This is a genomic window from Runella sp. MFBS21, assembly GCF_029433105.1.
Taxonomy (GTDB): domain Bacteria; phylum Bacteroidota; class Bacteroidia; order Cytophagales; family Spirosomataceae; genus Runella.
Genome location: NZ_JARNTW010000022.1, coordinates 86,708 through 101,811, shown reverse-complemented (window position 1 = coordinate 101,811; position 15,104 = coordinate 86,708). Strand labels below are relative to the sequence as shown.

Here is a 15,104-nt window from a genome sequence, read left to right as displayed (position 1 = left end):
CTTTTATAACTTATTTGTTTTCCAGAAAGTTTCATCAATTAAGTAATTACGCATAATTAGTTTAGACTTTCCAAGTTTATAAAACTACTGATTATCAAACTTATAAGCATAAAACTTGGAAAGTCTATTTTTGCATCAGTACTTACCACTAAGTTAAGGGCTTATACTGACTTTCAAAAGCCTATGCCCTATTTTGTTTTCCAAAAAAATCCTACATTTAGCTTTTTCAATACCACAGCAAAGCCACTTCATCCTGCTAATGACAAAGATTTTTCGGTTTGGTGCGATAGGCTATCTTCTCCTAACTGTACTGATATGGTGGCTACATCCGCTCGTTTTGTTTCGCCCCACTACGCTCCCACCCGATTATCGTTTTCAGTTTCCGCAGTCATTTCAAGAGTTGAATTTCGCCAATCGTGAGGCAAATCTGAATGCTCTTTGGTTTCCCAAGCCTTCCGTTCCTGATTCGCTTCGACGGGGAGCGGTTTTGTTTTTTCATGGCAATCGCGACAACTTAGCCCGCTGGGGAAAAGAATATGCCCCGCGTTTTTTAGCGCGAGGCTATGAAGTGCTCATGTACGATTATCGTGGCTATGGCAAAAGCACGGGCTTACGCTCCGAAGCAGCTTTACATCAAGATGCCCAACTGATGTATGATTACCTCAAAAAACACATTTCCGAAGATTCGATTATTGTGTACGGCTATTCGTTAGGAACGGGCATGGCCGCGCATCTTGCGGCCCACAATCACCCCCGAATGCTCATTTTGGAAGCACCTTATGCGAGTATTCCTACGTTGGGTCACACGCACCTTCCCCTTTTTCCGTATGAATGGCTCACCCGCTATAAGTTTCGAACCGATAGCTGCCTAGCTCAAGTCAGTTGCCCTATTTATATTTTTCACGGAACACGCGACCGCACCGTCCCTTATCAAAATAGTCAGATTTTACAGCGGCTTTATCCTTCCAAAATTCAGCTTACGACTTTACCCAACGGTCATCATCGTCATTTGGATACATTTGCTATTTATAAAGTCAAGCTTGATCACCTATTCCTACCCTAACTATCTCTAATGGAGAACAAAGTCGCTTGCTCATCATATTCATAATGCGTTTATTAAGTTCTTCTTCGAGCGGTTGATAGAGCTGGTATTGAGCAGGGGTAAGATGCCCGACAATCGTTCCTAACAAAACACCCCTAAACTGAAAATCTTTGCGGAGGGTGTTTTCGATGTACTTTACTTTGTCTTCTTGAGCATAACGCTCCCACTCTACTTTCTTTTTTCGCAGATAGTTTTCAAACAAAAGCAATAGTAGACTATTTTGAGATTTGAGAATAGGTCTCAGGATTTCGTTTTGGATTTGTTCTGAAATAGACATATTTGTTTTTTCGTTGTTCAATCATATACATTGTTATCAGAAGAGGCGCTTGATATGGACTATGGCATAAAAACCGTACCTTTGCCCGAGACAAACTCATTCTTTATGTCTGAAAATACGACAATTTCTCCTTATACTACGTTGGCTCAGGAGGCGATTCAGCTCCTAAAGCAATTGATTTCGACGCAATCTTTCAGCCGCGAAGAAGAAGGAACCGCCGCTTTGATTGAAGCATTTCTGACTCAAAAAGGTATTCCTTTTCATCGTAAAAAAAACAACATTTGGGCTTATAATCAGCACTTTGATGCTTCCAAGCCCTCGATTTTGCTCAATTCCCACCACGACACTGTCAAGCCCAATCCCTCTTGGACGCTCAATCCTTTGGAGCCTTTGGAAGAAGAGGGCAAGCTCTATGGCTTAGGTAGCAACGACGCCGGCGGATGTCTTACGTCGCTTATCGTTACGTTTTGTCATTTTTATAATAACCCTTCTCTGAGCCACAATGTTATTTTGGCAGCTACCGCCGAAGAAGAAATCTCAGGGCGCGAAGGCCTAGAGATGATTATCGACGACTTGCCCCCTATCGAATTTGCGATTGTGGGCGAGCCTACCGAGATGCACCTCGCCGTAGCCGAAAAAGGACTTTTGGTGTTGGATTGTGTGGCTCATGGCAAATCGGGCCACGCCGCACGCGAAGAAGGCGAAAACGCTATTTATAAAGCCATCCAAGATATTGAGTGGATTAGAAACTATCGATTTGAGAAGGTATCGCCTACGCTTGGGCCTATCAAGATGTCGGTCACTATCATCAATGCCGGTAGCCAACACAACGTAGTACCCGATACCTGTAAATTTACGGTAGATGTCCGTGTGACAGAGCAATATACTTTGGAAGAAATCATCGATACGATTCGTCGGCATATTCAGTCGGAAGTGCAACCTCGGTCGATTCGTTTGCGGCCTTCGAGTATTCCGCTAGCGCACCCTATCGTACAAGCAGGTATCAAGTTAGGGCGGCATACCTACGGCTCTCCGACCACCTCCGACCAAGCCCTGATTGATTGTCCGTCTTTGAAAATGGGACCTGGGCATTCGGGCCGCTCGCACACCGCCAATGAGTTTATTTACCTTCACGAAATCGAAGAAGGTATCGCTCAGTATATCAAGATGCTCGAAGATGTGATTGTTGAAAAGTAATTTTTTCCAAAACAAGTAAAAACTATGCCCGCCGAAACTCGTTCTTCTTTGGCAGAACTCCCCGCCGAACGCATCCAACAATTGCTCGCCTTTGACCGTCTGCTCAATATCATGGACGATCTTCGTGCCCAATGCCCGTGGGATAAAAAACAGACCATTCAGAGCTTGCGTCACCTGACGATAGAAGAAACCTATGAGCTTTCGGATGCGATTTTGGAAAATGATTTGCCCGAAATCAAAAAAGAACTAGGCGATATTATGCTCCACTTAGTGTTTTATGCCAAGATTGCTTCCGAAACCAACACTTTCGATATCTCGGATGTATTGCACGGAATTTGTGAAAAGTTGATTGTAAGGCATCCGCATATTTATGGCAATGTACAGGCCGATACGGAAGAGCAGGTAAAACAAAACTGGGAACAAATCAAACTCAAAGAAGGCAATAAGTCGGTGTTGGGTGGCGTACCCACTTCGTTGCCTGCTTTGGTAAAAGCCATGCGTATTCAAGAAAAAGCGCGCGGAGCGGGTTTTGATTGGGAACAAAAACAACAAGTATGGGAGAAAGTGGAAGAAGAAATGCAAGAATTTAAAGAGCATTTCAATGCCGAAGATGATTCTCTGATTGATAAAGAAAAAGCCGAAGGCGAATTCGGGGATTTACTTTTTTCATTGGTCAACTACGCTCGTTTTATTGATATTAATCCCGAAACCGCCCTCGAACGTACCAACAAGAAATTTATCAAGCGATTTACCTATCTCGAAACTCAATCTCGCGCCGATGGCAAAAATCTAGCTGAGATGACATTGGGAGAAATGGATGAATATTGGAACAAGGCTAAATCACTGTAAGTCTGAATTAAAAAGCCATACTCTACTCATCCATTAGTGGTGACTTCTTTGTGCTTTATGCGTCATAATCATTGCCTAAAGAAACTTTCTATGGCATTAGTTGGGCATAATATATTTTTCAAAGAAGTTGAAAATGATGGGGCTTTTAGGACGTATTTTGTTTTTTTCTTTGGTTGCATTGTCGGTGCAAGCTCAAGCCCCGTTTGCGGCTTCGTGGAATTTTGACGGAAACAATGGCGGCAGCACCAACAATGCTAACGTAAGTGCCTCTTCGGCTGGCTTGACTGGAATCAACCTAGCAGGCTATCCAAGCAATGCTATCAGTATTAGACTTTGGACAACGGGCGGCCTAAACACTGGCAAATACGTCGAATTTTCGGTCACTCCCCAAAACTATCGCTTTTCTATTACTTCCGTGTCTTTTGAGTGCAACCGCTCCGCTCAAGGGCCTACCCAAGTAGCTCTACGCTCCAATCAAGACGGATTTAGCAACAACATCGGTACGGCCTCGGTGAGCGAATCTACAAGCAATCCTGATTTTTCGGTAGCCTTCACCGAATTAGAAAATACCGTTACTTTCCGACTTTATGGCTATGCCGCTGGAGATGATTTAGGTACGCTGCGCATTGATAACCTCCGCCTCAATGGTACTGTTTTGTTGGTGCCTTTGCCTGTCGAACTTATCTCTTTTAAAGCCCAACGTTTGGCCCAAAATATCGAGATTCATTGGCAAACTGCTTGGGAGAAAAACTCCGATTTTTTTGATGTACAACGAAGTCACAACCTCCACGAATTTTCGACGCTCCATACCCAAAACGCCGCTGGAGACACGCGTGCATTGAGTCGTTATCATTATATTGATGAATCACCCCTGCTAGGAGTAAACTACTATCGCCTCCGCCAAGTAGACCGTGATGGCAAATTCGTTTATTCTAAAATTATCGCTGTTTATTTTGGAGAAGGTAGCCCTCACATTAGTTTTTATCAGAATCCCACCTCTTCTTCTAATATTCGTGTGCGTCTGCTCCGCTTCGTGCCTTCCGACCTCCGATTGGTGAGTCTAAACGGACAGTCTATGGCTTTTGAATGGCAACCCTTAGGAGGGGATGATTATATTTTCAAAACAATTGCCCCCGCTGGCTGGTATTGGATAGTAGGATATTATGAAGGCCAACGAGTCAGTCAAAAAATCTGGTTGAGTGGCCTCTAGTAAGTGGTCAGATTTTACATCATCAATCAGTGCTCAATCTCATGAAAAGGCTCTTCTTCGCTTTATTGATACTTTTGGTCAATGTTTTGTCTGTCTTTGCCCAACATACCCCCCAAGACTTATTTTCAAAACAGCAGCAACTCCAAAAAGTCAGTACTTGGACTTTGGCTGGGTGGTCGGTTGCCAATTTGGCGGTGAGTGGTATCGGCATCGGAAGTGCGCAGGGAAGCACGAAGTATTTTCACGAAATGAATCTCTATTGGAATGCTGTTAATGCAGGTATTGCAGGGCTGGGGTTAGTGCATCTTTACAAAAAAAGGGATGCTCCTACTCTGTCTTCGGTCATTCGGGAGCATTATGGCTTACAAAACAGCCTCCTTCTCAACTCTGGATTGGATGTAGCATATGTGACGAGTGGACTATGGCTCATGGACAAATCCAAGGCCGAATCTGACCCCAAGCGCCATGATAGATTTCGAGGTTTTGGGCAAGCTATCGTAGCGCAAGGGGGTTTTTTACTGCTTTTTGACGTAACAAATTTATTGATTCATCGCTCCTAAAATCCAAAGTTGCATCAGCTGCTAGATAAAGTCGCTTTCAACTCAACTGGCGTAATCATCAAGTTTTAAGCTATCTTTGTGGCTCAAAAAGTTTAGGTTAGGCCTATTTGAGAGACCTAAAAATCTCCTTCACTCGACTTATGACGCTACGCTTCTTCCTATATCTATGCCTATTGGGTTTGATTATTTGTAGTTCTGCGCTGGCTCAAAACGTGCCTGATTCGCTCCAAGTGCCTACCGACACCCTTCAAGTAGCTCCCCAAGATAGTGCTGCTATTGACGAAGATACCCCTGTAGTAGCTCAAGCCGAACAAGATAGCATTCAAAAATTTTTCTACCGCTTTTCGGCAGATGGGACTGCCTCTAGTGGCAACGCAGAGCGCTTACTGCTTCAGCTCACGAGCGCTTTTGATTGGAAACCTACTTCCCAATTTAAGTTATCAAGTAGCCCTTCTTTTATTTATGGTCAACAAAGCGGAAAGCTTGCCGAAAGAGAATTTGCGGCCGACATACGAGGTTCTTTTTGGCATCAGAAATCCATTTATGGGTTGGGGTTTATCTCTTGGGAGCGGAGCAATCTACGCAATATCCGTAGTCGTTGGATACAAGCGGCTGGTGTAGGTTTCAAATTGATTCAGAAAAAAAATGCTTATTTTTCAATTACCAATCTGATATTATACGAAAATACCGATTTCATTGAGCGTACTGACATTGATGTATGGCGCAACTCAACCCGTTTATTGGGCGAATTTGCCCCTGATAAAGCCGGAAAGTTTACGGTCACTTCGGTTGTATTTTTGCAACCGGCATTCTCAATGCGCAACAATTTCCGTTGGAATGGCAACTTAGTGCTGGCTTATAAGATGAGCAATGCGATTAGTTTTCGTACCAAGTTTGAAAATACCTATGAAAGTTTTGTAGTGCCAGGGCGCAAAACCAATGATTTTCGGTGGACTATCGGTTTAGCTATCCAAAAATAACCCCTAACCGTGAATACAGCGTTATCCTCCAATCCTAACTTGCTTTTTGTGTATGGCACCCTGATGCAGGGGTTTGACAATCCCTTTTCGCGCAAGCTACAAAAAAACGCTCGCTGGCATGGAAAAGCTTTACTGAAGGGCAAATTGTATGATTTGGGGCATTATCCAGGGGCTATTTATCTACCCGACAGCCCACTGTGCATACACGGCGAAATCTGGGAATTGGATGATTTTCAGAAAAATATAGCAGCCTTGGATCGCTACGAAGGTATTTATTCTCGAAATCCTGAGTATATTCGCCAACAAGTCCCCGTTATACTCCCTTCTGGTCAGCAAATTGAATGCTGGACATATTTATTTTGCCGTCCTGTTCAAGCTTTTACCCTTATCACAGAAGGTGATTATCGAAAATGGATTGTGAAGAAGTAGCAACATTTCACCATTTCATACGTTTTTGTCTGACATACCCCCTTCGCTAACCTGTGAATACCTTACCTAGATATATCTTTATTATTGTTTGTTTGTGGTCTTTGAGTACACATTCCCAAAACAAATACGTCATAGGGCACGTATTGGATGTAGACTCAAAAAAAGGGATTGAACTAGCAACTGTCACTAATTTGACCAATAAAAAAATGACTCGTACCAACAAAAACGGGGTGTTTTTTATTGATGCTTCAAAAGGCGATTCCATTGAAATCAGTACTCTGACTCACCACCGTGGGGCCTTTAGCTGGGACGGTAGCGACGCAGAAGTGGAGCTTTTTCTCAAAAAACTCGATAAAGCCATAGAATTACCAGAAGTGAAAGTAACTTCAAAACGAGAACAACAACTCAAAAAAGAAATAGAAAAAGTTCTAGCTGAGCCTGAAGCCCGCAAAAACCTTTCTTTTGGAGATGCCCTTTCTATGGCTCAATCTCCCATTTCTCTCCTATACGAATTGTTTAGCAAATCGGCCAAAGAAGACCGCAAAGTAGCCATGTTGATGCAAGAAAAAAGGCGGCGCGATTTGGCTCATTATCGATTTGGGGCTATTGCAGGCCAAGCTACGAGCCTAAGCGGTACGCAACTTGAACGGTTCCGCTATTTTTGTGATTTTTCGGAAGAGTTTTTATTACTTTCAACCGACTATGACCTCACTTATGAGGTTTTGCAGTGTTGGAATATATATAAAAAAATCAAAAAATAATCTAGAAAACTTGCAGAATTAATAGCTTTTTTCGATTATTCGATTCATTTTTTTTATTTAATCAATTTTTCACCTTAAAAAAAAACCCAATGAGCGCATTTACTGAAGTGATAGAAAAATCCATCGAACAATTAAGCAACGTGGGAATAGGTGCAGATGAAGCCCTTTTAACCGCCGTAGCAAAAGGCTTAGGCCCTTCTATTTACAATCAGGACTCATCGCTTGTGGCCTCTTCTGACCCAGAAGAACTTGCCCGCGTCAAAAACAATTTTTTGATTGGGAAATTAGGTTTAGAAGATGGTCCCGATTTGGACGCCGCTATTGCTGAAACTGTGGCGACTTTAAAAGGAATAAATCGTAAATTACGCGTTGTATTTTACTATTTGCTCGTCAAAAAGTTCGGAAAAGAAGCTATTTATTCATAAGATTATGGGCTATCAAATAAAAAGGACGAGCTTGTGGCTCGTCCTTTTTATTTGATAATTTTTACTTCTTTTGTTCTAATTCATTGAGAAGATTGTCCTCATGATCCGCTTCGGTTTCATCTTCTGTCAGGATATTAAAGCTAAAATCTAGTGGGTCAAAATGAGTGAATAGTTTTTGAAAGAAAGTACTATCATTCAAATAGAAATTCAGAAAATTATCACTTCTTTCTTGCAAAGCACCATTTGGAAATAGCTTTGCCTTCAATCCTAGCAATTGATTCACTTCTGTTTCATAGTTGCGCTCTTCGGCTTTCTGTAAACGTTTCTCCAAGTTATCTAAAGAATTCAGAATCTTCGTTTTTTCGGCGCTTACTGCTCCTTCTAAAGTTTTATCAATGACCAACGCTTTGGATAAAATTTCCACAAAGACCTTTTCAATAGCCTTTTTTTCATCGGTTAGTTCTAAAGAAGCAGTAGAGGTCTTTTCTACAAAAGTCTTGCGAAGCTTTACATCATCCCAAAACATCTGTTCAACGCTTACTCCTAGTTTTTCGGCCCGTTTGCGGTTAGCTGCATTGATGTAAAGGGCAAAATTGCGCGGCAATAACATCGGAAAAGGCACTTCAAAATGCTCAAAAATACCTTTAAGTTGTAACCAATAAGGCACTTCAGAAGGCCCTCCAATGTAGGCCAAATTAGGCAAGATAATCTCCTGATACAAGGGTCTTAGTACTACATTGGGACTAAAACGCTTAGGATGCTCTTCGGCGATTGCCAATATTTCTGCCTCCGAAAATACCAAATCGGTATTGAGTACTCGATACGCTTCGCCTTCTTTGACAATCCTCTCCCTCAGCCCCTCTTCCAGATAAAACAAATTAATCTCCCTCGGCGAAATTTGCGTATGATACCCCAAATCTTCGATTTGCTGAGTAGTGCGAGTAGCTAAAGTATAGGCATGAGAAGAGGTAAGCTCGTCTTTGATGACAGGTAAAAACAATCTTTTTAGGGCATCGTCATCGCCATCAATACACACTAGCCCTTCGGCTCCAAACAAATCATTCATGTAGCATCTTACAGCATCGGCGAGATTGTGGCACTGCAAGTAGGCTTTCTCAAATACAGGTACTCGCTCAGGCAAAATCTTAAGCGCTTCTCCTAGTTCACGCGGAATCATCCGACCTACAGCGCCCTTTTGCTGAGTTTGCCAAGTATATTTTTTACCAAAAAGACTAAAATAACTAATTTCCTCAAAATCATGGTCTTCGGTAGCCATCCAATACACCGGCACAAATCGATACTCGGGATAAGCCGCTTGAAGGGCTCGGGCTAGATTGATGGTAGTGATGATTTTATAAATCACATACAGAGGTCCCGTAAATATATTGAGTTGGTGCCCCGTGGTTACCACAAAAGTCTTAGAGTCATTCAATACCGAAAAGTCGGGTTTGGAGCTCAGCTGACTATACTGCCTTTCCAAAACTTCTACCAACACCTCTCTATGGCGTGCCTCAAAAGAACTTTTTAGGGCTATTTGTTTTTCAAAATTGGCAAGCGTAGGAAAATGACCATAAAATGGCTGAAGCTGAGCTTTTTGCGAAATATAATCTAAAAAAAGCGGTGGAAACGCGCCCGTTGATGCGAGTGGTAAAGCTTGACAGTGCATGTTTTTGAGAAAAGTTGGAGATAGGCTAGTTGATGTTAGAATACTAAAAAAGTAGGATATTTTCCATCAAACGTCCTGTGTCTAAATCCCTAAACCAAACACTTAGCGGTAAAGTTTCCCTATCTTTGCATTCTCCTAATTGAAAATTGTAAACAGGACTCAATTTGAATATTATCGTCATTATTCCGGCCTATAACGAAGAGTCGGCTATTGGACAAGTGATTGCTGAAATACCCAAAAATTGGGTCCGCGAAATTGTGGTGGTAGACAATCGTTCAACCGACAATACGGCTATCAATGCCACTAAAGCTGGAGCTACCGTAGTATATGAGCCTCTTCCTGCCTATGGGCGGGCTTGTCTTCGAGGTATGGCATATGTTGCGTCTTTGTCGGTACCACCCGATATTATTGTTTTTGTAGATGGTGATCATTCAGATTATCCCGAAGAACTTCCTCATCTTGTAAAACCTATTTTGGAACAAAATTACGATATGGTCATTGGGTCGAGGGCGTTGGGGAAGCGTGAACGCGGCTCTATGACCCCACAGCAAGTATTTGGCAACTGGCTGGCTACCTTACTTTTACGTATTTTGTACGGAGTTCGTTATACTGATTTGGGTCCTTTTCGGGCTATTAAATGGGATAAACTATTAGCCCTTGACATGGAAGACAAAACCTACGGCTGGACCGTCGAAATGCAACTTAAAGCGGCCAAACAGGGTCTTAAAAGCACAGAGGTACCAGTAAGGTATCGTAAACGAATTGGTTTTTCTAAAATATCAGGTACCATAAAGGGCGTTGTCTTAGCAGGTTATAAGATTATTACGACAATTTTCAAGTATTGGTAAATGGGATGAGATTGTACGGATTTATCGTGTAATTTTGCGGAAAATTTTAAAAAATGACAGAGCGTCTTATCATAGATATTCTTGGTTGGGTGGGTTCAGTATTGGTAGTAGGAGCCTATGCTCTCAATATCAGTGGTCGATTACATCCTAATTCACAGGGGTATTTGTGGGCTAATTTGTTGGGAAGTGCTTTTCTCATTGTGAATACTCTTACTTATGGCGCCATTCCTTCCGCCGTGGTCAATATCATCTGGGTAGGGATTGCTCTTTGGGGAATGCTCAAACGAGGAAAAGAAAAATCTGTTTCCTAAAGCCATGAAAAAGGTTTTTCTGATAGGAGGGTTAGGGGCTGATGAGCGAGTTTTCCAACATATAGCTCTCTCTTGTTTTGAACACGTTTTTGTGCAGTGGCTCTCACCTTTTCAAAACGAACATCTAGCAGCATATGCCAAGCGACTACTATCCCAATTTATAGTTGAAAATGAGCCAATTATTGTAGGGGTTTCATTTGGGGGAATGCTAGCCACCGAAATAGCAAAGTTGAAACCTAAAGCAAAAGTATTTATTGTCTCAAGTGCAAAAACCTTCAAAGAAATCCCTGTTTATTTTCGTATTCTTGGTTATTTGAATATTCTAAAACTTATCCCTATTCAATTTTTTAAGCATCATACAAAAATTACGGATTGGTTTTTTGGAGTTAAACACAAAGAAGAAAGCCTTCTTTTAGCATCTATATTAAAAAAGACAGACGGGCGATTTTTGAAATGGGCTTTAACTCAAATTGTGCACTGGAAAAATACGGTTGTTCCCTCAAATGTGGTTCACATTCACGGAGACAAAGACCGAATTCTTCCCATTAAATACCTCCATCCAACCCTATTAATAGCAGGTGGAGGGCACTTGATGATTTTAAACAAAGCATCAGAAATCAGTAATATCATAGAACATCAGATTTGATTCAATCACCACTCACCAATAATAATTCAGTAACAAAATGCAAGTTTGGAAATTTGGCGGTACGTCGGTAGGAAAACCCGAACGGATGCACTCAATCAGAAATCTAGTAACGGCAGATAGCGGCCGCAAAATCGTAGTATTATCGGCACTTTCGGGAACCACCAACGCTTTGATTTCGATGGGCGAGTCGGCCAAGGCAAACAATGAAGCCGAAGTACAACAGAAAGTAGATGCTCTCAAAGCACACTACGACGCGTTTATCAAAGAATTATATAGTACCGAAGAAGGACTCCAGAAAGGACAAGCCGTTGTTGACAATGAGTTTAACTTCATTCGTTCAGTACTGAAAAGCCGTCCTTTTGGCCTTAAACAAGACAAAGAATTAGTAGCTCAAGGCGAAATCATGAGTACGCAGATGTTCCAAGCGTATTTGGAAGAAGTAGGCGAAAGCTCAGTACTATTGCCTGCCTTGGATTTTATGCGTATTGACCACGATGGTGAGCCTGAATTGGAAAAAATTGAAGAGTTGTTGAGCGATATGCTGGGACATCACCCAGAGAAGCAAATCATCGTGACTCAAGGCTTTATATGCCGCAATCCTCGTGGCGAAGTAGACAACCTCAAACGCGGTGGCTCTGACTACACCGCCTCGTTGATTGGGGGCGCAATTCGTGCCGAAGAAATCCAAATCTGGACCGACATCGACGGAATGCACAACAACGACCCACGCATCGTAAAACGTACCTTCCCGATTCGAGAATTGACGTTTGAAGAAGCCGCAGAACTGGCTTATTTTGGAGCAAAAATCTTACACCCAAGTACCATCACTCCTGCCAAACTACGCGGAGTGCCCGTCCGTTTGAAAAATACCATGGAGCCCAAAGCCTTTGGCACATTGATTGCCACCACTACTACCGACCGCGAAATCAAGGCGATTGCGGCCAAAGACGGCCTTACCGCTATTTATATCCACTCGACTCGTATGCTGAATGCTTTCGGGTTTTTGAAAAAGGTATTTGATATTTTCGAAAAATACAAAACGCCCGTAGATATGATTACAACCTCAGAAGTTTCGGTGGCTGTAACAATCGACAATGATACGCATTTGAACGAAATCACGGCGGACTTGAGCGAAATCGCTGATTTGGAAGAACACGATCGCGATTTGTCGATTATCTGTATCGTAGGTGACTTCAAAGCCGATAAAGAAGGAATCGCTCTGAAAGTATTCGAAGCCATGAAAAACATTCCAATCCGAATGATTTCTTACGGGGCGTCAGAACACAATCTTTCGATTTTGGTATGGACAAAAGACAAAGCCGAAGCTCTTAATGTCCTCAACGAGCGTCTCTTCTATTATGAAGATGCAATGAAGACTATCTTCAATGCACAGTAGAGGCTAACAAAGTCAGGGCTAAAGCCCTTAGAAGTGGCAACATAGTTCATACCCCAGCCTAAAGGCATGGGGTTAGAGGAAAAAATAATTCTTTTAACCCCATGCTTTTAGGCTGGGGAAAGCGTAGGATTAAAGGAGAAATAACTCTTTTAACCCCACGACTTCAGGCTGGGGAAACGCAATAAGGCTTACAGAACAAGGGCTTTAGCCCTGATTAGACACCGTAGAAATGGCATTTGTAAAAATCTGGGTTCACGCAGTTTGGGGCACAAAAAACCGAGAAAGTATTCTCGAAAAAGGCAAAAGAGAGACTCTTTTTTCTCATATTCGTGCCAATGCCCATAAAAAAGGATTTTACATAGATTTTATCAACGGGGTCGAAGACCATATTCATTGTTTGATAACTTTGAATGCGGATTTAGCATTATCAAATACGATACAGCTTATCAAAGGAGAAGCTGCTTTTTGGAGTAATCAGCAGCAACTGTTTCGTAAGAAACTATACTGGGCTGATGAATATTATGCTGTTTCGGTGAGTGAATCGCAAGTGGAAGCTGTAAGGAATTACCTCAGAAATCAAGAGGAACATCACCGAAAAAAAACGTATTTGGAGGAATGTCAGGAATTTATGGCCAAATTTGGATTCCAAGTACGTGAGGGCTAAAGCCCTTTGAAGTAACGACACAGCCCTTACCCCCAGCCTAAAGGCGGTGCGCCGTTGCGACGTGGGGTTATAGGATAAAAACTCTTTTAACCCCATGCCTTCAGGCTGGGGCTCGTGATAGAAGTTCAACGAACTAGGGCTTTAGCCCTGACTAGACACCATAGCAATGGCTAGAGGATAAAATCAGGGCTAAAGCCCTTTTGGATAGTTATTTTCCCATTGCCCCCAGCCTAAAGGCGTGGGGTTACAGGATAAAAACTCTTTTAACCCCATGCCTTCAGGCTGGGGCTCGTGATAGAAGTTCAACGAACTAGGGCTTTAGCCCTGACTAGACACCATAGCAATGGCTAGAGGATAAAATAGCTCTTTTAACCCCACGACTTCAGGCAGTGGAAACGCGAAGTAAACAATAACACAAGGGCGTTAGCCCTGAAAACTTTATATCGAATTTGTAATGCTACAGATTAACTTCATCCGCGAAAACCGCGAGCTAACCATCGAAGGGTTGGAACGCAAGTATTTTAAAGGGGCTACCGAAGCCGTAGATACCATTTTGGGATTGGACAAACAACGTCGCGACACTCAAAGTGAATTGGACGCTACATTAGCCCAATCCAATGCCTTGGCCAAACAAATCGGGCAATTGATGAAAGAGGGTAAGAAAGAAGATGCCGAAGCGGCCAAAGCTCAAACCTCCACCCTCAAAGTTCGCGCAAAATCGCTGGAAGAAAGTCTGAAAGAAGTCGAAGAACAACTTCAAGCGACATTGGTGTTGCTCCCCAACCTTCCGCACGAAAGCGTTCCTCCAGGTCGTACGCCCGAAGAAAACGTAGAAGTGTATCTGTGGGGCGAAAAACCTACGCTTCCCGAAACGGCCAAGCCTCACTGGGACTTGATTGAGCAGTACGACATCATCGACTTCAAGTTGGGTACTAAAATCACGGGAGCAGGTTTCCCTGTTTACAAAGGAAAAGGAGCGCGTATTCAACGGGCTATGATTCAGTTTTTCTTGGACAAAGCCGTTGAAGCAGGTTACATGGAAGTGCAACCTCCTATTCTTATCAATGCCGAATCGGGCTTTGGTACGGGACAATTGCCCGACAAAGAAGGTCAAATGTACCACGCTACTGCTGATGATTTATATCTTATTCCAACGGCGGAGGTACCTATCACCAACCTTTACCGCGATGTGATTGTAAACGAAAATGAGCTACCCATCAAAAACGTAGGCTACACACCTTGTTTCCGTCGCGAAGCAGGAAGCTGGGGTGCGCATGTACGGGGCCTTAATCGCCTTCATCAATTTGACAAAGTGGAGATTGTACAAGTACGCAAACCCGAGGAATCGTACCAAGCCCTCGACGAAATGGCAGAGCATGTCAAAGGATTGCTTCAGGCATTGGAGTTGCCATTCCGCATCATTCGATTGTGTGGTGGCGATATGGGCTTTACTTCGGCGCTTACGTACGATTTTGAAGTATGGTCGGGAGCACAAGGCCGTTGGTTGGAATGTAGTTCGGTTTCTAATTTTGAAACCTACCAAGCCAATCGTCTCAAGTTGCGTTATAAAGTTGACGGTAAAACGCAATTATTACATACCCTCAATGGTTCGGCGTTGGCGTTGCCACGTATTTTGGCCGCACTCCTAGAAAACAATCAAACGCCCGAAGGAATCCGTATTCCAAAAGCATTGGTTCCTTACTGTGGATTTGAGCTGATTAAGTAGAGATTTGTGTGAGGAGGTTGCTTACAAACTCCTCTTTTTGTAGGCAGACCTGCCAAG

Annotated in this window: 17 protein-coding genes; 15 read left to right on the top strand and 2 right to left on the bottom strand. The window is 42.8% G+C overall.

Annotated features, from left to right (window positions below):
• The first annotated feature begins 259 nt into the window (after nucleotides 1–259).
• Nucleotides 260–1,063 (top strand): alpha/beta hydrolase, encoded by an 804-nt coding sequence (locus tag P1X15_RS27390; RefSeq protein ID WP_277341326.1) that lies wholly within the window; start codon nucleotides 260–262, stop codon nucleotides 1,061–1,063.
• Here P1X15_RS27390 and P1X15_RS27385 read toward each other — a convergent pair.
• Entirely contained in the window at nucleotides 1,035–1,379 is a 345-nt protein-coding gene (locus P1X15_RS27385) for a glyoxalase (protein WP_277341325.1), read from the bottom strand. The two genes, P1X15_RS27390 and P1X15_RS27385, sit on opposite strands and share 29 nt — an antisense overlap.
• A gap of 105 nt (nucleotides 1,380–1,484) precedes the next feature.
• Here P1X15_RS27385 and P1X15_RS27380 point away from each other — a divergent pair, with 105 nt between their 5' ends.
• From P1X15_RS27380 to P1X15_RS27345, 8 genes are all read left to right on the top strand, one after another.
• Entirely contained in the window at nucleotides 1,485–2,576 is a 1,092-nt protein-coding gene (locus P1X15_RS27380) for a M20 family metallo-hydrolase (RefSeq protein WP_277341324.1), read from the top strand.
• 24 nt (nucleotides 2,577–2,600) lie between these two features.
• The gene (gene mazG, locus P1X15_RS27375; RefSeq protein WP_277341323.1) at nucleotides 2,601–3,425 is read left to right on the top strand and encodes a nucleoside triphosphate pyrophosphohydrolase; all 825 of its coding nucleotides are present in this window, start codon (nucleotides 2,601–2,603) and stop codon (nucleotides 3,423–3,425) included.
• A gap of 133 nt (nucleotides 3,426–3,558) precedes the next feature.
• On the top strand, nucleotides 3,559–4,635 hold the full coding sequence (locus P1X15_RS27370) for a hypothetical protein (protein ID WP_277341322.1): 1,077 nt from the start codon (nucleotides 3,559–3,561) through the stop codon (nucleotides 4,633–4,635).
• A gap of 41 nt (nucleotides 4,636–4,676) precedes the next feature.
• Nucleotides 4,677–5,195 (top strand): DUF6992 family protein, encoded by a 519-nt coding sequence (locus tag P1X15_RS27365; protein ID WP_277341321.1) that lies wholly within the window; start codon nucleotides 4,677–4,679, stop codon nucleotides 5,193–5,195.
• 212 nt (nucleotides 5,196–5,407) lie between these two features.
• Entirely contained in the window at nucleotides 5,408–6,175 is a 768-nt protein-coding gene (locus P1X15_RS27360) for a DUF481 domain-containing protein (protein WP_277341320.1), read from the top strand.
• Between the two features lie 9 nt (nucleotides 6,176–6,184).
• On the top strand, nucleotides 6,185–6,604 hold the full coding sequence (locus tag P1X15_RS27355; RefSeq protein ID WP_277341319.1) for a gamma-glutamylcyclotransferase: 420 nt from the start codon (nucleotides 6,185–6,187) through the stop codon (nucleotides 6,602–6,604).
• A gap of 53 nt (nucleotides 6,605–6,657) precedes the next feature.
• Nucleotides 6,658–7,365 carry a hypothetical protein gene (locus P1X15_RS27350; RefSeq protein WP_277341318.1) on the top strand — a complete coding sequence of 236 codons (708 nt, stop codon included), beginning with the start codon at nucleotides 6,658–6,660 and terminating at the stop codon, nucleotides 7,363–7,365.
• An 89-nt stretch (nucleotides 7,366–7,454) separates the two neighbouring features.
• Nucleotides 7,455–7,790 (top strand): DUF2853 family protein, encoded by a 336-nt coding sequence (locus tag P1X15_RS27345; RefSeq protein ID WP_277341317.1) that lies wholly within the window; start codon nucleotides 7,455–7,457, stop codon nucleotides 7,788–7,790.
• Nucleotides 7,791–7,851: 61 nt separating this feature from the next.
• Here the strand turns inward: P1X15_RS27345 and bshC are convergent, their stop codons facing one another.
• A complete protein-coding gene (bshC, locus tag P1X15_RS27340; RefSeq protein WP_277341316.1) occupies nucleotides 7,852–9,456 on the bottom strand; it encodes a bacillithiol biosynthesis cysteine-adding enzyme BshC in 1,605 nt (534 codons plus the stop codon).
• A gap of 164 nt (nucleotides 9,457–9,620) precedes the next feature.
• On the opposite strand from bshC, the gene P1X15_RS27335 reads away from it, so the two are divergent.
• The 6 genes from P1X15_RS27335 (at nucleotide 9,621) to serS (ending at nucleotide 15,047) form a co-directional block, all read left to right on the top strand.
• Entirely contained in the window at nucleotides 9,621–10,304 is a 684-nt protein-coding gene (locus P1X15_RS27335; RefSeq protein WP_277341315.1) for a glycosyltransferase family 2 protein, read from the top strand.
• A gap of 53 nt (nucleotides 10,305–10,357) precedes the next feature.
• The gene (locus P1X15_RS27330; protein WP_277341314.1) at nucleotides 10,358–10,615 is read left to right on the top strand and encodes a CBU_0592 family membrane protein; all 258 of its coding nucleotides are present in this window, start codon (nucleotides 10,358–10,360) and stop codon (nucleotides 10,613–10,615) included.
• Between the two features lie 4 nt (nucleotides 10,616–10,619).
• Nucleotides 10,620–11,261 (top strand): alpha/beta hydrolase, encoded by a 642-nt coding sequence (locus P1X15_RS27325; protein WP_277341313.1) that lies wholly within the window; start codon nucleotides 10,620–10,622, stop codon nucleotides 11,259–11,261.
• A 37-nt stretch (nucleotides 11,262–11,298) separates the two neighbouring features.
• Nucleotides 11,299–12,657, top strand: a complete 1,359-nt coding sequence (locus P1X15_RS27320; protein WP_277341312.1) for an aspartate kinase — start codon at nucleotides 11,299–11,301, stop codon at nucleotides 12,655–12,657.
• 229 nt (nucleotides 12,658–12,886) lie between these two features.
• Nucleotides 12,887–13,321 carry an IS200/IS605 family transposase gene (gene tnpA / locus P1X15_RS27315; protein ID WP_277341311.1) on the top strand — a complete coding sequence of 145 codons (435 nt, stop codon included), beginning with the start codon at nucleotides 12,887–12,889 and terminating at the stop codon, nucleotides 13,319–13,321.
• Between the two features lie 454 nt (nucleotides 13,322–13,775).
• Nucleotides 13,776–15,047 carry a serine--tRNA ligase gene (serS, locus tag P1X15_RS27310; RefSeq protein ID WP_277341310.1) on the top strand — a complete coding sequence of 424 codons (1,272 nt, stop codon included), beginning with the start codon at nucleotides 13,776–13,778 and terminating at the stop codon, nucleotides 15,045–15,047.
• Nucleotides 15,048–15,104 lie beyond the last annotated feature (57 nt).